At 59.1% G+C, this 20,759-nt stretch carries 14 protein-coding genes; 7 read left to right on the top strand and 7 right to left on the bottom strand.

What is annotated here, in order from left to right; translation table 11 throughout:
- Positions 1-16 precede the first annotated feature (16 nt).
- The 3 genes from ACYZTZ_RS30875 to nadE all read left to right on the top strand — a co-directional run bounded on the left by ACYZTZ_RS30875 (position 17) and on the right by nadE (position 3,103).
- The gene (locus ACYZTZ_RS30875; RefSeq protein ID WP_056746317.1) at positions 17-919 is read left to right on the top strand and encodes a LysR family transcriptional regulator; all 903 of its coding nucleotides are present in this window, start codon (positions 17-19) and stop codon (positions 917-919) included.
- A gap of 116 nt (positions 920-1,035) precedes the next feature.
- Positions 1,036-2,271 carry a nicotinate phosphoribosyltransferase gene (gene pncB, locus ACYZTZ_RS30870; RefSeq protein ID WP_150656616.1) on the top strand — a complete coding sequence of 412 codons (1,236 nt, stop codon included), beginning with the start codon at positions 1,036-1,038 and terminating at the stop codon, positions 2,269-2,271.
- A 4-nt stretch (positions 2,272-2,275) separates the two neighbouring features.
- Positions 2,276-3,103 carry an ammonia-dependent NAD(+) synthetase gene (gene nadE, locus ACYZTZ_RS30865; protein ID WP_462000617.1) on the top strand — a complete coding sequence of 276 codons (828 nt, stop codon included), beginning with the start codon at positions 2,276-2,278 and terminating at the stop codon, positions 3,101-3,103.
- A 65-nt stretch (positions 3,104-3,168) separates the two neighbouring features.
- On the opposite strand, the gene azu is transcribed toward nadE, so the two are convergent.
- Positions 3,169-3,615: an azurin gene (gene azu, locus ACYZTZ_RS30860; protein ID WP_056746322.1), complete on the bottom strand. Its 447-nt coding sequence runs from the start codon at positions 3,613-3,615 to the stop codon at positions 3,169-3,171.
- A 342-nt stretch (positions 3,616-3,957) separates the two neighbouring features.
- On the opposite strand from azu, the gene ACYZTZ_RS30855 reads away from it, so the two are divergent.
- Both ACYZTZ_RS30855 and ACYZTZ_RS30850 read left to right on the top strand, forming a co-directional pair.
- A complete protein-coding gene (locus tag ACYZTZ_RS30855) occupies positions 3,958-4,545 on the top strand; it encodes an LOG family protein (protein ID WP_046044816.1) in 588 nt (195 codons plus the stop codon).
- A 68-nt stretch (positions 4,546-4,613) separates the two neighbouring features.
- Positions 4,614-4,805: a hypothetical protein gene (locus ACYZTZ_RS30850; RefSeq protein ID WP_008157021.1), complete on the top strand. Its 192-nt coding sequence runs from the start codon at positions 4,614-4,616 to the stop codon at positions 4,803-4,805.
- A 222-nt stretch (positions 4,806-5,027) separates the two neighbouring features.
- Here ACYZTZ_RS30850 and ACYZTZ_RS30845 read toward each other — a convergent pair whose 3' ends face one another.
- The 4 genes from ACYZTZ_RS30845 to ACYZTZ_RS30830 form a co-directional block, all read right to left on the bottom strand.
- Complete coding sequence (locus tag ACYZTZ_RS30845) at positions 5,028-5,918, bottom strand: transglutaminase family protein (RefSeq protein WP_462000616.1); 891 nt, start codon at positions 5,916-5,918, stop codon at positions 5,028-5,030.
- Complete coding sequence (locus tag ACYZTZ_RS30840) at positions 5,918-8,404, bottom strand: circularly permuted type 2 ATP-grasp protein (RefSeq protein ID WP_462000615.1); 2,487 nt, start codon at positions 8,402-8,404, stop codon at positions 5,918-5,920. Before ACYZTZ_RS30840 ends, ACYZTZ_RS30845 begins: the two co-directional genes overlap by 1 nt.
- Before the next feature lie 88 nt (positions 8,405-8,492).
- On the bottom strand, positions 8,493-11,768 hold the full coding sequence (locus ACYZTZ_RS30835; protein ID WP_462000614.1) for a transglutaminase family protein: 3,276 nt from the start codon (positions 11,766-11,768) through the stop codon (positions 8,493-8,495).
- 470 nt (positions 11,769-12,238) lie between these two features.
- Positions 12,239-14,542: a YgiQ family radical SAM protein gene (locus ACYZTZ_RS30830; RefSeq protein ID WP_462000613.1), complete on the bottom strand. Its 2,304-nt coding sequence runs from the start codon at positions 14,540-14,542 to the stop codon at positions 12,239-12,241.
- Positions 14,543-14,767: 225 nt separating this feature from the next.
- Between ACYZTZ_RS30830 and ACYZTZ_RS30825 the strand changes: the two genes are divergently transcribed.
- Positions 14,768-17,212 carry a dermonecrotic toxin domain-containing protein gene (locus tag ACYZTZ_RS30825; protein WP_462000612.1) on the top strand — a complete coding sequence of 815 codons (2,445 nt, stop codon included), beginning with the start codon at positions 14,768-14,770 and terminating at the stop codon, positions 17,210-17,212.
- A complete protein-coding gene (locus ACYZTZ_RS30820) occupies positions 17,148-18,749 on the top strand; it encodes a hypothetical protein (RefSeq protein ID WP_462000611.1) in 1,602 nt (533 codons plus the stop codon). The genes ACYZTZ_RS30825 and ACYZTZ_RS30820 overlap by 65 nt, the downstream gene beginning before the upstream one ends.
- Before the next feature lie 31 nt (positions 18,750-18,780).
- Here ACYZTZ_RS30820 and dnaB read toward each other — a convergent pair whose 3' ends face one another.
- Together dnaB and rplI are read right to left on the bottom strand one after the other, a co-directional pair.
- Positions 18,781-20,175, bottom strand: coding sequence for a replicative DNA helicase (dnaB, locus tag ACYZTZ_RS30815; RefSeq protein ID WP_046044831.1), 1,395 nt, complete (start codon positions 20,173-20,175; stop codon positions 18,781-18,783).
- A 122-nt stretch (positions 20,176-20,297) separates the two neighbouring features.
- Positions 20,298-20,744, bottom strand: a complete 447-nt coding sequence (gene rplI, locus ACYZTZ_RS30810; protein ID WP_003197251.1) for a 50S ribosomal protein L9 — start codon at positions 20,742-20,744, stop codon at positions 20,298-20,300.
- Positions 20,745-20,759: the final 15 nt, after the last annotated feature.

The following is a 20,759-nucleotide window of genomic DNA, read 5'->3' as shown; positions in this document are numbered from 1 at the left end:
AGAAAAAGGACAACCAATGCTGAATAAACGCTACTTGCCGTCGATCACCGCGCTGCAGTGTTTTGAGGCCGTGACCCGGCATTTGAGCTTCACCCGGGCGGCTGAAGAGCTGAACCTGACCCAGAGCGCTGTCAGTAAACAGGTCGCGCAACTCGAAGAATTGCTGCAGCACCTGTTGTTCCGCCGGGTGCGCCGACGCCTGCAAATGACCCCGGCCGGTGATTTGTACCTGGTGGAGGTCAGAAAAATCCTCACGCAGGTCGAGATGTCGACCCACTACCTGCGCTCCTACGGCGGTGAAACCGAAGTCCTGCGCGTCTCGACGCCTCCGACCTTCGGCGCGCGCTGGCTAGTGCCACGTTTGAAAGGCTGGCGTCTGCGCCATCCCTCGATCCATCTGGACCTGTGCAGCGAGCAGGAAGCCGACGATCTGCTGCAAGGTCGCAGCGACCTGGCGTTCTACTTCGGCCAGGGCTCACGCCCCGGCACTGAATGCCTGAAGCTGTTCGGCGAAGAGCTGGTGCCGGTCTGCGCACCGGGCAGTCTGCCGGACACGCCGTTCACCGATCCTACGCAACTCACCGACCTGGTCCTGCTGCAAAACGCCTCCCGGCCCCAGGCTTGGCACGACTGGTTCGACAGTCAGGGCTACCACACCGAACACAGCTACCACGGCCCGCGTTTCGAAACCTTTTACATGTGCATCCGCGCAGCCCAGGTGGGCTGCGGTGTGGCGCTGTTACCGCGGTTTCTGGTGGAAGAGGAATTGGCCGACGGCAAACTGGTCATACCCTGGCAGCACGCAATGCCCAGCACCGATGCCTATTACCTGGCGTATCCGGAGCATTCGGCGGAAGTGCCCAAGGTGCGGGATTTTGTGAAGTGGATGCTGGAGCAGATTGATAGCCGCGCGGCCTGACCTCCTGCGAAAAAAACACTGGCAATCCTCACCACTGATATGCGCCACTAGCCCCATTCATTGAAACAGCTGCAACGTCGCTGCCACGGGCCGCGGCCAGCCTGGAGAACCCCGTTATGAGCGAGAGCGTGTTTGGCGATCGCATCGTGCAGAACCTGCTCGACACCGACTTCTACAAACTGACGATGATGCAGGCGGTGCTGCACAACTACCCGAACGTTGAAGTCGAATGGGAGTTTCGTTGCCGTAACAGTGAAGATTTGCGCCCGTACCTGGCGGAAATCCGCTTCCAGATCGAACGCCTTGCCGAATTGAGCCTGAGCGCCGACCAGTTGAGCTTCATGGAGCGCATCAGCTTCATGAAACCGGATTTCCTGCGTTTTCTCGGGTTGTTCCGCTTCAATCTGCGCTACGTCCACACCGGTATCGAAAACGGCGAGTTGTTCATCCGCCTGCGCGGGCCATGGCTGCACGTGATCTTGTTCGAGGTGCCGCTGCTGTCCATCGTCAGCGAAGTGCGCAACCGCTATCGCTACCGTGAAGTCGTCCTGGAACAGGCGCGTGAGCAGCTCTACCGCAAGTTCGACTGGCTGACCGCCAACGCCAGCGCGGAGGAATTGTCCGAATTGCAGGTCGCCGATTTCGGCACTCGCCGTCGCTTCTCGTACCGCGTGCAGGAAGAAGTGGTGAACGTGCTCAAGCACGATTTCCCCGGTCGGTTTGTCGGCACCAGCAACGTGCACCTTTCACGGGAGCTGGACATGAAGCCGTTGGGCACCATGGCCCACGAATGGATCATGGCCCACCAACAACTCGGCCCACGGCTGATCGACAGTCAGATTGCCGCCCTCGATTGCTGGGTCCGCGAGTACCGTGGCCTGTTGGGGATTGCCCTCACCGACTGCATCACCACCGATGCCTTTCTCGGCGATTTCGATCTGTATTTCGCCAAGCTGTTTGACGGCTTGCGCCATGATTCCGGCGATCCGGTGCTCTGGGCGGAAAAGGCCATCGCCCACTATCACAAGCTCGGCATCGACCCGATGAGCAAGACGCTGGTGTTCTCCGACAGCCTGACGCTGCCCAAGTCGCTGGAGATTTTTCGGGCGCTGCGCGGTCGGATCAATGTCAGCTTTGGCATCGGCACCAACCTGACGTGCGATATTCCGGGTGTTGAACCGATGAGCATCGTGCTTAAAATGGCCGCCTGCAACGGCCAGCCCGTGGCAAAAATTTCCGATGAGCCTGGCAAGACTCACTGCAAAGACCCGAATTTCGTCGCCTATTTGCGACACGTTTTCAAAGTACCTGCCGCCCTTTCCAGCACATCAAGCACATCTAGCAAGGAGTGAATTCATGCAAGCCGAACAGCGTGAGATTGCTGAACAGCTCAAGGTCCAGCCGCCGTTCGCCGACCAGGCCGCCCTCAAGGCTGAAGTCACCCGGCGGATCACCTTCATCCAGGACTGCCTGGTCAATTCCGGGCTCAAGAGCCTGGTGCTCGGCATCAGCGGCGGCGTCGATTCCCTGACCGCCGGACTGCTGGCCCAGCGTGCCATGCGCGAACTGCGCACACGTACAGGCGACAACAGCTACAAATTCATCGCCGTACGCCTGCCATACGAAACCCAGTTCGACGAACACGACGCCCAGGCCTCGGTGGATTTCATCGCCCCGGACGAGCGCCACACCGTGAACATCGGCCCGGCGGTCAAAGCCCTGGCCAGTGAAGTCGCGGCCTTCGAAGGCAAGCACGCGGTCTCGGTGGATTTCGTGCTCGGCAACACCAAGGCGCGGATGCGCATGGTTGCCCAATACACCATCGCCGGCGCGGCCCACGGCCTGGTGATCGGTACCGACCACGCGGCGGAAGCGGTGATGGGTTTCTTCACCAAGTTCGGTGACGGCGCGTGCGACCTGGCGCCACTGAGCGGTCTGGTGAAAAACCAGGTCCGGAATATCGCCCGCAGCTTCGGCGCGCCGGAGTCGCTGGTGGAAAAAACCCCCACGGCCGACCTTGAAGACCTGTCGCCTGGCAAACCGGACGAAGCGTCCCACGGCGTGACCTATGCCGAGATCGACGCGTTCCTGCACGGGGAACCGGTGCGTGAGGAAGCGTTCAAGATCATTTGTGACACGTATAAAAAGACTCATCACAAGCGAGTGATGCCGTTCGCGCCTTGATTGAGCGAACAGACAGGCACAAAAAAAGCGTCCAGGTGGACGCTTTTTTTATGCGTTCGATTCGATTACTTCAGGACAACAGTGCCTTTCATCATCGAGATGTGGCCCGGGAACGAGCAGAAGAAACCGTACTTCTCGCCAGCATCGAGCTTCGACACGTCGAAGGTCACCGAGTCGGTTTCCTTGGCGCCGATGATTTTGGTGTGGGCGATGATGCGCGCGTCACCTTCCGGCAGGTAGTTCTTCTCGATGCCTGCGGCCAGGCCAGCGGTGGCGATCGGCTGCATGTCAGCGTCTTTGCTCAGCACCCAGTTATGGCCCATGACGTTTTTCGGCAGGCTACCGGAGTGGGTCAGCTCAACGGTGAACGTCTTGCAGCTCTTGTCGATGCTGATTTCCTTGGTATCGAAGGACATCTGGTCAGTCGAGTCGACAGTGACCTTGCACTCGGCAGCCATCAATTGGCTGCTGGCCAGTGTCAGCAGGGATACTGCAACAAGTTTGGCAAACATGGTGAATCTCCAAGGCAGGGTTAACAAAAGTGCGAATGGACAGAAGACTGCCTGAAAACTTCGCAAGTTCCTATGACCTGAATCAAAAATTGTATACAACTTTCGGGCTATGACACCTATCGAAACAATCTACCAGCCAGACGTCTGGGGCGGCCCTATCATCAAGCCGTCATCACTCATCGGAGCGACAGTCATGTCCCTTAACAGCCTGTTGCGCAGTTTGCTCGCCGCCTACGCCTGTGGCGCCAGCGGAACCTGTGAAACACCTGAACGCGAAGTGTAGACCTTGGAACGCCGCGTGCCTGCCTTTACTCTGTGGCCATCCTGACCATGGAGTAAGGCATGTCTTTAGCGTCCGTTTGTGTATTTTGCGGTGCCAGCACTGGCACCAACCCGGCTTATCGTGAAGCGGCTGTCGCCTTGGGGCGAGCATTGGCCGAGCGTAAGCTGACTCTGGTCTATGGCGGCGGTGCCGTCGGGCTGATGGGAATCGTCGCCGATGCTGCGCTGGCGGCCGGCGGTGAAGTGATCGGGATCATCCCGCAAAGCCTCAAAGACAAGGAAATCGGTCACAGCGGCCTGACTCGTCTGGAAGTGGTCGACGGCATGCATGCGCGCAAGGCGCGGATGGCCGAGCTCAGTGACGCCTTTATCGCCCTGCCCGGCGGCCTGGGCACACTTGAAGAACTGTTCGAAGTCTGGACCTGGGGCCAGCTCGGCTACCACGGCAAACCGCTGGGGCTGCTGGAAGTGAACGGTTTCTACAGCAAATTGACGTCTTTTCTCGATCATATCGTCGGCGAAGGCTTCGTTCGCGAACCGCACCGTGACATGCTGCAAGTGAGCGAATCGCCGCAAACCTTGCTCGATGCACTGGACGCCTGGCAACCCTCGGTACTGCCAAAATGGGCCGAGCAAAAACCCAGCTAACGGCTGGGCATCGATACAGGGCAGAATACGCGCCGCTCAACCTCACCTTCGACCCCAGAGGATCGCCCATGGCTAAACCCAATTATTCCTTCGCCAAACGTCAGAGAGACTTGGCCAAGGAGCAGAAGAAAGAGGAAAAGCTTCAGCGCAAGAAAGCTACAGCTGAAGAAGAAGCCGCCGCACTGAACCCGGATGCAGAAGGTGAAGTGGCCGCAGAAGATGCTGTTGAAGCACCGAAAGATCAGGCGCCCGACGCCTGAGACCCTCAGGGCCCGATGATCTGATCAGGCCCACCGGATCTGTGTCCAGGGTCAGCAACGATGTTGCTGACCCTCACAGTCCCATCTGAAATACCCTTATCCAAAGAACGCACATAGTCCCTTGTAGGAGTGAGCCTGCTCGCGATAGCGGTGGCACATTCAGCATTTATTTTTCTGACACACCGCTATCGCGAGCAGGCTCACTCCTACAGTGGATCTTTGTTAATCCAGTGGCATTACGGTGACGCGGACTTCCGGATCATGGCTGCCGCCCCCGAGAATCACCCCACGCAACGGCGAGACATCGGAAAAATCCCGGCCCCAGGCCAGGGTGATGTGTTCCAGCGCCGGCTGCACGTTGTTGGTCGGGTCGAAATCCACCCAACCGAGCATCGGGCAAAACACTGAAACCCAGGCATGTGACGCATCGGCGCCGATCAGTCGCGGCTGGCCCGGTGGTGGCTGGGTCAGCAGGTAGCCACTGATGTACCGCGCCGCCAACCCACGGGAGCGTACGCAGGCGAGCATCAGGTGAGCGAAGTCCTGACAAACACCGCGCCGGCGCTCCAGCACTTCCACCAGTGGCGTCGCAACTTGGGTCGCTTCAGCGTCGAAGGTGAATTCGCTGAAGATCTTCTCCATCAGCGCCTGAACACCCAAAAGCAGCGGCCGACCCGATGGAAAACAGCTTTCGGAAAACTCGACGAAGTTGCGCTTCAAATGCACGTAGGGCGATTCGAACCGGTAACGACACGCTTCCAGCAACTCGCGGGAGAGCGGCTGACTGCTGTAGGTCAGCGCGTTGCGGGTTTCTTCCCAAGCGGGGGATTGATTGAAATCCAGCGCAGGCCGGGCCAACACTTCGACGGTGAGCCGGGCATTGACCAGCAATTCATCGTGCGGCCGCTCGAACGCCAACCGGGTCAGCGGATTACCGAACACATCCAGTTCATCGCGGCGGGTCGTCGGGGCGGGACTGATCTGCAGTTGCTGCTCGGTGCAGCGCTGCCAGGCACACGACCGCGGCCATAGGTGCGCAAGCTGCTGAGCCAAAGAGACCGGGCTGTCGTAGTGATAATGGGTGTCGTGGAGAATCTGGTAATGGGCGCTCATCAGACGGACACCGTGCGCTGGCTGACGTCATCGACGTGGGCGAAATGGCGCAAGGCCAGACGATCCGACACTTGCCCGCTGGCGTCGGCGATCTCTTGCAACAGGTCGGCCAGCCCCTCAATGGCCGCCCGAACGCTGGCTTCGCCGAACAGCGAGTTCTCCAGGCATCCCAGATCGAACCGCGCCAAGCGTTCCACTAACTGCGGCAACCCCGCTTCGCGAGGTACGCCGAAGTCGTCATTCAAGCGTTTCAAGGTACGCGTCACCAGTTTCAACTGAAACAGCACAGCGTGGGGGTTCTGCTCGTCGAGCAACAACAGGTCAAGCACCGGGATCAGTTGCGCCACCGCCAGATACCGCGAACGGTAAGTGATGCTGCTGTTGCCCAGTTCCAGCAGCCATTCCAGGCCGGCCTGATCGAAAGCGCCGGCACCGCGCAGAAACGCCGCCAGGCTGGCGCTGAGAAATTGCAGACGTTCGATCCGGCGGCCGATCATCAGGAAGCGCCAGCCTTCGTCCCGGGTCATGTCGTCGAGGGCGAAACCGGATAATGCCGCCAGGGACATCACCAAACGGTTGAGGAAATCCAGCAATTCGCCGAAATCCGGCTCTTCGGCTTCCAGCTCCATGGCTTCGCGCTGCAACTCCACCAGCGCTTGCCAGTTTTCCCGCGAGAGCTTGCCGCGCACCTGCGAGGCCGCCCACTGCAAACGTTGCAGGTTGGAGCGCAGGCTGAACGACCAGTCGTCGCCGAGCAATGCCGCCAGCAAACGCTCCGGCAACTCGCCTTCGTCGGGCAACAACATCAACCGCTCACCCAGATCGACCGCCGCCTCCAGGGCTTGCGGGTCATCGCCATCGACATACCGCGCCAGCATGATCCGCAGCAGCCGCGCGCTGTCATCGCAGCGCTCGCAATAACGGCCGAACCAGAACAGGTTTTCCACCACCCGCGACGGCAGATACGGATCGCGCCTTACCAGGTCGTGCACACCGATCGTGCGCTGGGTTTTCCATTGCTCACCGCTCGGCGGGCGATCGCCCAACACCCAAGTGTCTTTGCTCGCGCCACCGCGCTGCATCGACACAACTTCGGCGTCAGCCTCGGCGGCAACGCGAGTGAGGCCGCCGGGCAGAACCCGATAGCCCTGACGGCTGGCCACTGCGTACACGCGCATGCCAATAGCCCGAGGTTGCAGTTGACCGTCTTCTGCCTGCCAGATCGGGGCTTGAGAGAGCTGAGCCAATTCTTGCGCGACATAGGCGTAAGGCCGGGCCTGCATGCGCTCGGCCAGTTCCTGACGCTGTTTTTCACTCAAATCGCGCCCAAATACCGGAGTGAAGCTCTGTGACGGGAAAGCCGGTTTGATCAGCAACTCCGGCAATTTTTCCAGGGCCTGAGCCAGCACCGGTGCTTCACCGCACCACCAGGTCGCGATGGAGGGCAGGATCAGTTCTTCGCCGAACAGGAATTGATTGATCTTCGGCAGGAAGCCCAACAACCCCGGCGACTCCAGCACGCCGCTGCCGAGTGCGTTGGCCACCAGCACCCGCCCTCGGCGTACCGCTTCCAGCAATCCCGGCACGCCAAGGGCCGAGTCAGTGCGCAGCTCCAGCGGATCGCAGAAGTCATCGTCGAGCCGCCGCATGATCGCGTGGACCCGGCGCAGTCCGCTCAAGGTTTTCAGGTAGACCGTGGCATCCCGGACGGTCAGGTCGCCGCCCTCTACCAGCGGATAACCGAGTTGGCGCGCCAGATACAGATGTTCGAAATAGCTTTCGTTGAAACGTCCCGGTGTGAGCAGCACGATCAGCGGCGCTTCGTCATCACTCGGCGCCTGACGGGCCAGGGTTTCCTGAAGCGTGCGGAAGAATCCGGCCAGGTGTTGCACTTTCAAATCGCGGTACAACTCGGGAAAGGCCCGGGACACGATGGTACGGTTTTCCAGCGCATAACCGGCACCGGACGGGGCTTGCGTCCGATCCGCCGTGACCCACCAGCGACCGTCGGGCGTACGTGCCAGATCTACGGCGTACAGATGCAGAAAAGCCCCGTCGGGTGGCGTGATGCCCTGACAGGGCCAGAGGAAGTTGTTGTGACCGAATACCAGCTCGGCCGGGAGCAGACCTTCGGCGATCAAGCGTTGCGGGCCGTACAGATCTGCCAGCACAGCATTGAGCAAGCGTGCCCGCTGGGCGATCCCGGCCGATAACTGCTGCCATTCATCAGCCGCAATCACGTGCGGTAGCAGATCGAGTTCCCACGGCCGATCGGCACCCTTGGGGTCGGCGTAGACGTTGTAAGTCACGCCGTTTTCCTGGATCTGCCGGGTCAGCAGCGCCTGACGCTGCACCAATTGTGTTGGTGTGCTGCGTTGCAATTGGTCGAACAACCTCCGCCAGTGCGGGCGCACCGCGCCGCTGTCGTCGAGCAGTTCGTGATAAGTGCCCGCCGTCAGCGGGTAGCGGTCAAGCAGGTCAGGCATGGAAAGCTCGGCAGACAGCAAAGAACGGTCAGACTAACGCAGGCTCATGACGCTCGGATATACGAAAAGTCCGAGCGTCGCGTACGGTTTAGAAGCGTCGTAAATCGAGAGTCATCGGTAGCTCGTCGTTCACTTCCACATTCGGTGTAGGAAGTTTCCCAGGGCTGTGTCCGATGCGGAAGAAACGCGCCATCCGCCGGCTCTCGGCCTCATTGGCGTTCACCGGCAAGCTGTCGTAGTTGCGCCCGCCCGGGTGGGCGACGTGGTACTGACAGCCACCCAGCGAACGCTGCATCCAGGTGTCGAGCAAGTCGAACACCAACGGCGCGTGGACCGGGATGGTCGGCTGCAGGCAGTTCGCCGGTTGCCAGGCGCGGAAACGCACGCCAGCGACAAATTCGCCGACCCGCCCGGTGGGTTGCAATGGCACCGGGATGCCATTGCAGGTCAGAAGATAACGCTGCGGCGGCAGGCCCGTGAGTTTGACCTGCAAGCGCTCCAGCGACGAATCCACATAACGCACCGTGCCGCCGACTGCGCCCTCCTCGCCCAGCACATGCCAGGGCTCCAGCGCCTGACGCAATTCCAGTTCGATGCCACTGACCGCGTAATCGCCGACCTTGGGGAAACGGAACTCCAGATGCGCCGCGAACCACTCCGCACGCACGGGATAACCGGCGGCATTAAGGTCAACGATGACGTCGGCGAAGTCTTGCTCGATAAAGTGCGGCAACAGGAAACGGTCGTGTAATTCGGTGCCCCAGCGCGCCAGTTTCGGCGGTGCATAAGGCTCACGCCAGAACCGCGCGACCAGCGCCCGCAACAACAATTGCTGCGCCAGGCTCATGCGCGCATGGGGCGGCATTTCAAAGGCGCGCAATTCGAGCAATCCAAGGCGACCGGTAGCACCGTCCGGTGAATACAGTTTGTCGATGCAAAACTCGGCACGATGGGTGTTGCCGGTCACGTCGATCAGCAGGTTGCGCAGCAGCCGATCCACCAGCCACGGCGCGCACTCCTCGCCCGGCTCAGGCATCTGGGCGAAGGCGATTTCCAGTTCATACAACGCATCGTTGCGTGCTTCATCGACCCGTGGCGCCTGAGACGTCGGGCCGATGAACAATCCGGAAAACAGGTAGGACAAGGACGGGTGGTTATGCCAGTAGCTGATCAGGCTGCGCAGCAGATCGGGGCGGCGTAGAAACGGTGAGTCAGCCGGTGTCGCGCCCCCCAGAACGAAATGGTTACCGCCGCCGGTGCCGGTGTGCCGGCCGTCGATCATGAATTTCTCGGTGGTCAGTCGGGTCTGGCGTGCCTCTTCGTAAAGAAATTCGGTGCGTTCGACCAGTTCATCCCACGTGGCGGACGGCTGCACGTTGACCTCGATCACCCCCGGATCGGGCGTGATGCGGAAGTTGCTCAGCCGCGGATCGCTCGGCGGCTCATAGCCTTCCAGCAACACCGGGCAATGCAATTCCTCGGCGGTGGCTTCGATGGCGCTGACCAGTTCCAGATAATCCTCGACCCGCTCCAGCGGCGGCATGAACAGGTACAACCGCCCTTCTCGCGCCTCCGCACAGAACGCCGTGCGGGTCAGCCAGTCGGCGGATTCGTCGATCTTCGGCTCACGCTCCTCAGCAACGGCAGCGGCACCTTGGCTCTGAAGTTGTGCCGTGTCGGGCAGTGCGGGGAAATCCTGATTCGGGTCCACCGGATGAATGAACGGGTACTCCGCCGCTTTCACCCAAGGCTGCGAGCCGAGCGGCAAGCGATAGCCCAGCGGCGAATCCCCCGGCACCAGTCGGCAATGCTCATCGCGCAGATACCAGCGACCGCTCTGCCATTGATCACCCTTGGCGGTGCGCGCCAGCGGCAGGACCTGACCGATGACTTTGTCCAGGCCCTGGCTGAAGACTTTGCGCAGGCGTGCACGTTCCAACGGTTCTTCAAGACGTGAGTCTTCGGCGCTGACGTTCTGCGGCAAAGCACCTTCGCGCCAGAGGTAATAGAAATTGTCTTCGTAGGCCGGAAACACAAAACGTGTGGGGATTTTCAGGCGTTCGGCGACGCTGGCCAGAAAACGACCGGCCAGCTCGCCATTGGCACCGTAGTCTTGCTGCTCATCGGCAATCAGCGCGCTGTTGTGCCAGATCGGTACGTCGTCGCGGCGCCAGTAGCAGTTCAGCGACCAGCGCGGCAATTGCTCGCCGGGGTACCATTTGCCTTGACCGAAATGCACCAGACCTTGGGGCGCGTAGTGCTTGCGCATGCGCTGGAACAGTTCGGCGGACAGACGCCGCTTGTCTGGCCCCAGTGCCGCCGTGTTCCACTCGGCACCGTCCGGGTCATCGATGGAAACAAACGTCGGTTCGCCGCCCATGGTCAGGCGTACGTCACCCTCCAGCAGGTCGGCATCGATCTGCCGACCCAATGCCTGGATTGCCAGCCATTGGTCTTCGGTGTAGGGCTTCGTTACCCGTGGCGCTTCCCAAATCCGCTCCACCGACATTTCGTGGGTGAATTCGCACTCGCACGGTTCAACCAAGCCACTGATCGGTGCCGCAGAGCCCGGATCGGGGCTACAGGCCAACGGAATGTGTCCTTCACCGGCAAACAGCCCTGACGTCGCGTCCAGGCCGATCCAGCCGGCACCGGGCAAATAGACCTCACACCAGGCGTGCAGGTCGGTGAAGTCCACGTCAGTGCCCGACGGACCGTCGAGGCTTTTGACGTCGGCAGTCAGTTGAATCAGGTAGCCGGAGACGAAACGCGCCGCCAGACCGAGGTTGCGCAGCAGCTGCACCAGCAACCACGCAGAGTCGCGGCAGGAACCGGAGGCATGTTCCAAGGTGTGTTCAGGCGTTTGCACACCTGGCTCCATGCGGATCAGGTAGCCAATGTCCTCGCTCAGGCGCTGATTGAGTGCGACGAGGAAATCCACACTGGGCAGTGGCGTGCGGTCGATGCCATCCAGGTACGCCTTGAACTTCGGCGTCAGGGGCAAGGTTTCCAGGTACGGCGCCAGTTCCTTGCGCTCATCCGCGGCGTAGGCGAACGGAATCTTTTCCGCGTAAGGCTCAAGGAAGAAGTCGAACGGATTGAAGACCGCCATCTCCGCCAGCAGATCGACTTCGATCCGCAGCTCATCGGTTTTTTCCGGGAACACCAACCGCGCCAGGTAATTGCCCTGGGGATCCTGCTGCCAGTTGATGAAGTGCTGCTCGGGCGACACTTTCAGCGCGTAGGACAGTATCCGCGTGCGACTGTGGGCAGCCGGGCGCAGGCGAACGATCTGCGGACCGAGCTCGACGGCGCGGTCGTAGCGGTAATGCGTGACGTGGTGCAATGCGACATGAATCGACACGGCGTGCCTCCTGCGAGCCTTAAGCGTATTGGAAAGCGCGCAAGACTTATGCCATCCAGCAGCGCTGGCGCTTTCTCCGGTTGCTTGAGGCAGTACAGCACCAAAATCGGGCGATGCGGGAAATTGGTTTGGGGAGTTGCACGGAAATGTTGCGGAGGGAGAGCTGGGTTCGGATTTTGTATTCGGCTTGAGATCCAACCCTCACCCTAGCCCTCCCGAAACGTCGGACCGCCCGTAGGGAGAGGGAACTGACCGAGTTGTTCTTAGAGCTACATCGACCTGAGATATCGAGCCGAACTCAGGTTTTGAAAGGCTTGGGATCGGCCCCCTTTCCCCTCTCCCCTATGGGGCGGTCCGACGTTTCGGGAGGGTTGGGGTGAGGGGTGGTTCTACCTGACACTACAAAAGCAGATATCCACAACGCAAAACGCCAACCCGAAGGTTGGCGTTCTGTTCAGCTCAAACGTGGCTTAGCGCGGTACAACCGGCTTGCGCGCAGGCTTCGGTCCTTTGCCTTTGGCCGCGTCCTTGCGATCCTTGGCCGCCTGCTGGTTGCGGGCGAATGCCGCTGCCTTGGCCTGTTCACGCTTGTCCCACGGGTTACCGCCATCGCTGGCGCGCGGTGGCAAGCCCGTGTGCTGGGTCAGGATTTTGGTGGTCTTTTCCCCGGCCACTTTATGGCTGCCGGCCGGTGTCGAGTTCTTGCGACGGGCGCTCTGGTAGCTGTCGGTCGCAGGCTGGTGCAGCGGGATCAACTGGTTCTTGCCCGGCCCGATCAGGTCGGCGCGGCCCATGCGGGTCAGCGCTTCACGCAGCATCGGCCAGCCTTTCGGGTCGTGATAACGCAAGAACGCCTTGTGCAGACGACGCTGCTCTTCGCTCTTGACGATGGTCACGGCGTCGCTCTTGTAAGTCACCTTACGCAGCGGGTTCTTGCCCGAGTGGTACATCGCGGTGGCGGTGGCCATCGGCGACGGATAGAACGCTTGCACCTGGTCGGCACGGAAGCCGTTACCCTTGAGCCACAGGGCCAGGTTCATCATGTCTTCGTCAGTCGTGCCCGGGTGAGCGGCGATGAAGTACGGAATCAGGTACTGCTCTTTCCCGGCTTCCTTGGAGTACTTCTCGAACATGCGCTTGAACTTGTCATAGCTGCCGATGCCCGGTTTCATCATCTGATTGAGCGGACCTTCCTCGGTGTGTTCCGGGGCGATCTTCAGGTAACCACCAACGTGGTGGGTCACCAGCTCTTTGACGTATTCCGGCGACTCGACCGCGAGGTCGTAGCGCAGGCCGGAAGCGATCAGGATCTTCTTCACACCCGGCAAGGCACGGGCGCTGCGATACAGCTGGATCAGCGACGAGTGATCGGTGTTCAGGTTCGGGCAAATGCCCGGGAACACGCACGACGGCTTGCGGCACGCGGATTCGATTTCCGGGGTCTTGCAGGCGATACGGTACATGTTCGCGGTCGGGCCGCCGAGGTCGGAAATGACGCCGGTGAAGCCTGGAACCTTGTCGCGGATCTCTTCGATTTCGCGAATGATCGACTCTTCGGAACGGTTCTGGATGATCCGGCCTTCGTGCTCGGTGATCGAGCAGAAGGTGCAGCCGCCGAAGCAGCCACGCATGATGTTCACCGAGAAGCGGATCATGTCGTAGGCAGGGATCTTTTCCTTGCCGTACGCCGGGTGCGGAATGCGCGCATAGGGCATGCCGAACACGTAGTCCATTTCTTCGGTGGTCATCGGAATCGGAGGCGGGTTGAACCAGACGTCGACTTCGCCGTGCTTCTGCACCAGCGCACGGGCGTTACCCGGGTTGGTTTCCAGGTGAAGCACGCGGTTGGCGTGAGCATAAAGAACCGCGTCACCGCGGACTTTCTCAACCGAAGGCAGACGAATCACGGTCTTGTCGCGAGTCATCTTCGGACTGGCCAGGATCTGTACGACCTTGGCTTCGCTTGGGTCTTCAGCCGGACCTTTTTCCTGCTCGATCGCGCAGGCCTGGGTGTCCTGGGTGTTCACGTACGGGTTGATGATCTTGTCGATCTTGCCCGGACGGTCGATGCGCGTGGAATCGACTTCGTACCAGTCTTTCGGCGTGTCACGACGGATGAACGCGGTGCCGCGCACATCGGTGATGTCTTCGATCTTGTGACCGTAGGACAGACGCTGGGCGACTTCGACGATCGCACGCTCGGCGTTGCCGTAGAGCAGGATGTCGGCGCAGGCGTCGATCAGGATCGAGTTGCGAACCCGGTCCTGCCAGTAATCGTAGTGGGCGATGCGACGCAGGGACGCTTCAATGCCACCGAGAACGATCGGCACGTTCTTGTAGGCTTCCTTGCAACGCTGGCTGTAAACCAGGCTCGCGCGGTCCGGACGTTTGCCCGCCATGCCGCCGGGAGTGTAGGCGTCATCGGAGCGGATTTTTTTGTCGGCGGTGTAGCGGTTGATCATCGAGTCCATGTTGCCGGCCGCGACGCCGAAGAACAGGTTCGGCTCGCCGAGCTTCATGAAGTCGTCTTTGGACTGCCAGTCCGGCTGGGCAATGATCCCGACGCGGAAGCCTTGCGACTCCAGCAGCCGGCCGATGATTGCCATGCCGAACGACGGATGGTCAACGTACGCATCACCGGTGACGATGATGATGTCGCATGAATCCCAGCCAAGCTGATCCATCTCCTCCCTGCTCATCGGCAGGAATGGCGCTGGACCGAAGCATTCGGCCCAGTACTTGGGATAGTCAAATAACGGCTTGGCTGTTTGCATGACGATGACCGGTGTTGAGATGAAAAATCGCGGGGGCGGAATATAGCACAAAAAATAACCAATTCCGACAATAGCGGTCGGCTTTTACCATCAGGTCTGCCCCTGACCGATACATCACATTTCGCTGAGCACATGTCACTACATAGGTATTCCTCAAGAAAAAATCCCGCGGGTAGTCTGGCGCTTCAACTACCAGGCTGGCTTATCCAGAGCCACGGAGCGCCCTTGAACGATTCGACTTTACTCAATACAGCCCCCGCACCTACCCCGCCGCCCCTATCTGCTCATGCAAGCTTCATCCAGAGCAAGCTGCCTGACTGGCTAGTCGATGGATCACCTGAACAGCGCAAAACGTTTCGCGCCTGCCTGCTCAAAAGCAATGCAGCCCGGCAGGCGTTGGCCCCCGTCTTCGAAGATCTGAAAAACCCCTTGAACTTTGCCCGAACCTTGTTGAGCGAAAAGCTCACAGGACACCTGGGATCGCTGGACGCTGAAAAATCCACACTGCTACGCGAGTGGAAGCACTCCCACCTCTTGGGGCTGATCAAAACACACCATAAAACCACCGAACAAACGCTTGTAGACGCCGCCCTGCAGAACTTCGAATCTTCCGAAGCTCTGAACGGTGGTTTTGAAGCGGGATCGGCCATTTATGTGTCCGGGTACGACGAAAAGAAAAAAAGCGCTGTCAGCCCAGAGCACTTCGCCAGGGTGTGTCGCGAGCTGGACATCGGTATGCAGTACCAGAGACACATCAGCGAAATACTGGAACCTTCTGCGACTGCGGGAACAACCGCCACTCGCTCGGCAAACCAGATAAAAGCCCTGATCAGGAGCGACGACCAAAATACCTTTGAGGCGGCGATCCACATCGCCCTGATGAAGAAATCCATCAGCACAGATCTTTACGCACTATTACTCGAACTGAGCCACGCCGGCAGCCACAGGGACTTGATCTGTTCACACCTGACCCTGGACGGCACAGCCCTGCCAGGCATCCTGATGTTTCGGGACAAATGGCCTCAGATCAAACACGTCCTTTACATTCCCGATGATCCCGATGACGCGATCAAACGATACAACTCGTATGGCGATCTTCAAACAGCCCTGGCAATCAAACTGGAGGCTCCCTCCTACCGGAAGTTCTTCAATCGCTTCATTCCGTTTGAGCGCCAGGGAACGCCGCTGACCACAGGCACTTTGTGGTCAGGCGCAAACCGCCTTGGTAATCCGTCTTTTGCCAAACCCTTGGTGCGTGTGGATATTGCCGGTGACTTCTATGAAACGGCCTTCAGGCAACGCATTGCCCACCTGAAAGCTGACGCTCGTGTGCTGTCGGTCCCCACGGCAGATGCCAACACCGCCGGCAGCTTGAAAAAACGTCAGGAGCTCGAAGCAGCAGGAGAGTCGCTGTTATTTTTCGCCGCGTCCTTCATACCGATCATCGGTGAGGTGATGTTGGCGGTAACCGCCTTGCAGTTACTCAACTCGGTCTATCACGGCGTTGCCGCCTGGAGTCGTGGCGATACCGACGAAGCACTGAATGATCTGCTGGATGTCGCAGACGCCGCTGCCCTGGGCATCCTCACGGCCGGCGCAATCAAAACCACCGGGCTCGCCACCAACTTGGTAAGAATCAGGTTGCGCAACAATAGCGAACAACTCTGGCACCCCGATCTGACGCCCTATCGTCAGGCACTTCAACTACCCGAGAACATCCACCCCGACGCTCAAGGGCTTTATAACCACAACGCAAAAACCTATGTAGCACTGGAAGACCATTTCTATGAAGTAAAGGTCGACATCGCCACCCAGCAGTGGGAGCTGCAACACCCTTCTGACCCAAACGGGTATGCCCCACAGATGTTACAAAACGATGCCGCCGGATGGCGCCATCTGCACGAGGACCCAAGCACTTGGGATGGGTTGAAACTGATCAGGCGTCTTGGCACTGTCGCACGCAATATCCGCCAAGAAGCCGTCGAGCCCATTCTGCTGGTCAGCGGATTAGACAGATTGGCTCTCATTGAACTTCATCTAAGCACCCAACGTCCGCCGGCCCTGCTGACCGATGTATTGAAGCGCTTTGATTTGAGGCAGGAAATAAAAGATTTCAAGATAGAACGTAGCAAAGGAAATAAAACCGGCCCTTATTCACCGTACATCTTGCTGCACCTGCTCACCACACTGAGCGGCTGGTCAACCACTCGACGCCTGACCGTCGTCGATGGGGCTGAAACGCTCTTTTCTTTTGGTGACTCCGCCAATACAACACAGCCCGAACTTAGATTGACCTACGCTCAACTCAGAAATGGAGAACTAATAGACACCGTTGTCGAGAAGCTGAGAACGGATGAGTTCAATGAACTGCTCAACGGGCTGGCGCCGTCCACTGCCACTAACGCAGAGCGCCTGGCGCAGCGTCTCGAGACCCATCTTGCGGCAACAAAAGACCTGCTGTTCCCACAGATTTATGCGCTGACCGAACAACCGGAAACCGTAAACCGTAAGACAGGAACACATTCGCACGAAGAACCCAACGCTTCCAAAAAGCTATCTGCAGCAGTTGACGCTCAGCATCAGCCCACAGGAAGAACAGCAAATCGTGCGGGAAAAACAGTTGCTGCCACTCATGGAAAAGGAAGCAGCCGAGTACTCCAGAGAAATTGAAACAGTACGTATTTATGAGGGGCTTTATCTTGATTCCGCTCGCCCTCTTAACACCGACCAACTCATCCTCACGAGCCTTGAGCAATTGCCCAACTGGGCCGACTCAGTGCGTATCGAAATGCGCGATGGAACCCTCAACGGCACATTGCTGAGCAGTGTCGGCAGTGTCACAGCCGTTCATCGCGGAGTTCTGGTTCGAGAGGGCGTGCTGTACAGGGCTTACGATGCTGCGGGAAATCCGCTTGATGGACCGGCCGACCTCTACAACTCGATCAAAGCGGTCCTACCCGAAACTGAACGCCTTGCCTTGAGCAGAGATGACAACCGGTGGTCTGACCGTGTGAAGAGCGTGCTCAACAACGTCATAGAGCGTCTGCACAAACAACCCCTGGCTATTCGGGAAGGTACTGCGTCATGGGCTACCGAGCCCGTAAACCCGGGCTTCCCCCTTGACACCCATTTTGCCCGACAAGAAACACCGACGAACCTGTCGCTACGCGCAGACGGAGTCTATGAACAGCCCCCCCTACAAGGTGGCATGTACAAATACTACGTGCTGGAAAACCGCCAGTACTATCAGGTGCAGTACGCCAAACCGGGTTGGCAAGTCATTGATGCGCGCAGCCCCTATCGAGCGTACAAGCCCTACGTACGACAAAAGGTTGGGGGCGGCTGGGAGATCGATTCCGATATGGGACTACCGGGCGGTACACCGGGCGTTGGCTCGTCAAGACACCTTGATATCCCGGAGGAGACAAGCGGCAGCTATTACAGCACCACCGAATACATCATGCCTGTGCCATTCACTGCCGCCGAACGTGACCACATGTCCAGCATCAGATCCTTTCAACAGGCCCCCAACACTCTCGGTGGCTATGATCGCGCCAACAACGGCCGCTACCCTATCAGGGACCTGCAAGGGCAGCCGTTGCGTATCAAAAAAATTCAGCAACAGGTCACATCTGCTTATGGCGGCACCCGCTATGGGGCCGCAGCAGTCAAACCTTACATTCAATGGGAAAGCTTCGAAGGCGTTGCCAACCTGTACGAAGAAAAATTGGCGCTACGCACATTCACCGCCGCCGACTGCAAGGCGCCCGAAGAAAGAACCTTGATCGGGCAAGACATGGTGAGCAGCAAAAAGCCGCTGGCGAAAGGGGAGATTCTTGGGGTCTATGGCGGAGGATTGATACCCGGTTATGTCGGAGTTGCCAGAAAGGACCCGTTCCTCATCGACGTACTACCTAGAAAGCTGTTCACCCACACCAAGCGCCATAACGTTCTGTTGTCGGGAGACAACGTACTGTCCCGAATGAATACCATCTTTGAATACAAGCAGGGCAAACCGGCACGACAGGCGGCAGCGGGTTACAACGTCGAAGCCGTGCCGTTTGACGTGGAGGTTCAAGCCCAAGGCGGGCGCAAAGAAAACTACCTGCTGTATGTGTTCTTTGCCATCGACGACATTCCCGTCGACAACGAACTGCGCTGGAACTATGGCTACACCGAGCCAGCGATCAGAGCCCTGTTCCCCTGAAACAAGGTCATCAACCGTCGGCACACCAGTGTTATTCGTCGTCGAAGTTATAGCTGCCCGGCGCGAGGTTTTCGAAGCGGGTGTACTTACCGATGAACGCCAGTCGCGACGTACCGATCGGGCCGTTCCGCTGCTTGCCGATGATGATCTCGGCGATGCCTTTGTGCTCGGTTTCCGGGTGATACACCTCGTCCCGGTACACGAACATGATCACGTCGGCATCCTGCTCGATCGCTCCGGATTCCCGGAGGTCAGAGTTGATCGGGCGCTTGTTCGGTCGTTGCTCCAGGGAGCGGTTGAGCTGGGACAACGCCACCACCGGGCAGTTGAATTCCTTGGCCAGGGCTTTCAAGGAACGGGAGATCTCGGAAATCTCGTTGGTCCGGTTGTCACCGCTGGAACCTGGAATCTGCATCAATTGCAGGTAGTCGATCATGATCAGGGCGACGTCACCGTGCTCACGCACCAATCGGCGGGTCCGTGCGCGCATTTCCGAGGGGCTGATACCGGCCGTATCGTCAATGAACAGCTTGCGATCGTTGAGCAAGTTGACCGCCGATGTCAGGCGCGGCCAATCGTCGTCTTCCAGACGACCGGCACGAACCTTGGTCTGATCGATCCGGCCGAGGGACGACAACATACGCATGATCAGCGATTCGCCTGGCATCTCCAGCGAGTAAACCAATACGCATTTGTCGCTGCGCAGCACGGCGTTTTCCACCAGGTTCATCGCAAAGGTGGTTTTACCCATGGATGGACGGCCGGCGACGATGATCAGGTCAGACGGTTGCAGGCCGCTGGTCATACCGTCGAGATCGGTGTAACCGGTGGACAGGCCGGTAATGGCGTTGTCAGTGTTGAACAAGGTGTCGATGCGGTCGATGGCCTTGGTCAACAGGTCATTCACGCTCACCGGGCCGCCGGTTTTTGGCCGGGCCTCAGCGATCTGGAAGATCTGCCGTTCAGCTTCGTCGAGGATCTCTTCCGCGGAGCGACCTTCCGGATTGAAGGCGCTGTCAGCGATCTCGGTGGCGATGCCGATCAGTTGGCGCAAGGTCGCTCGTGCACGAACGATCTGCGCATAGGCCTTGATGTTGGCGACGGACGGCGTGTTTTTTGCCAGTTCGCCAAGGTATCCGAGGCCGCCGACTTGCGAAGTCTGACCTTCCTTGTCCAATTGCTCGGCAAGGGTCACGACGTCGATCGGCGAATTCTGGTCGGCGAGCTTGGCGATCGCACGGAAGATCAGGCGGTGGTCATGTCGATAAAAATCGCCGTCCGACACCTGATCAAGCACGCGCTCCCAGGCGTTGTTGTCCAGCATCAAACCACCGAGTACGGCCTGTTCGGCCTCGATGGAATGCGGCGGCACCTTCAGGGCAGCGGTTTGCAGATCGTATTGCTCGGGAGCGGAGATATCGTTCATGGCCACTTGAATTAGTTTTGTGAAAATCAGGAACTGCAGAAAGACAAAGGGCACGACCTGTAAACAGGATCGTGCCCGATGTTACCGGCAAGCACCCGAGGGTGCCAGCCGACAAGTGCTGCTTAAGCTGCTACCACGACAACGCGTACGGTGGCTTCAACTTCGGCGTGCAGGTGCACGGCTACGTCGAATTCGCCTACGTTGCGGATAGTGCCGTTCGGCAGACGAACTTCGCTTTTTGCAACTTCAACGCCAGAGGCGGTCAGTGCATCAGCGATGTCGTGAGTACCGATCGAACCGAACAGCTTGCCTTCGTCGCCAGCGGTGGCAGTGATAGTCACTTCCAGCTCAGCCAGTTGGGCAGCGCGGCTTTCAGCCGAAGTTTTACGATCTGCTGCGGCTTTTTCCAGCTCAGCGCGACGCTCTTCGAACGCAGCCAGGTTGGCAGCGGTCGCAGCGGTAGCTTTGCCGTAAGGCAGCAGGTAGTTACGACCGTAACCAGCCTTAACGTTCACTTTGTCACCCAGGTTGCCCAGGTTGGTGACTTTTTCCAGAAGGATCAGTTGCATGTGAAAATCCTCTTA

The organism is Pseudomonas sp. LB3P58 (assembly GCF_054897895.1).
Note: the sequence above shows the minus strand (reverse complement) of the source record. Positions and strands in the feature narration are given on the sequence as shown.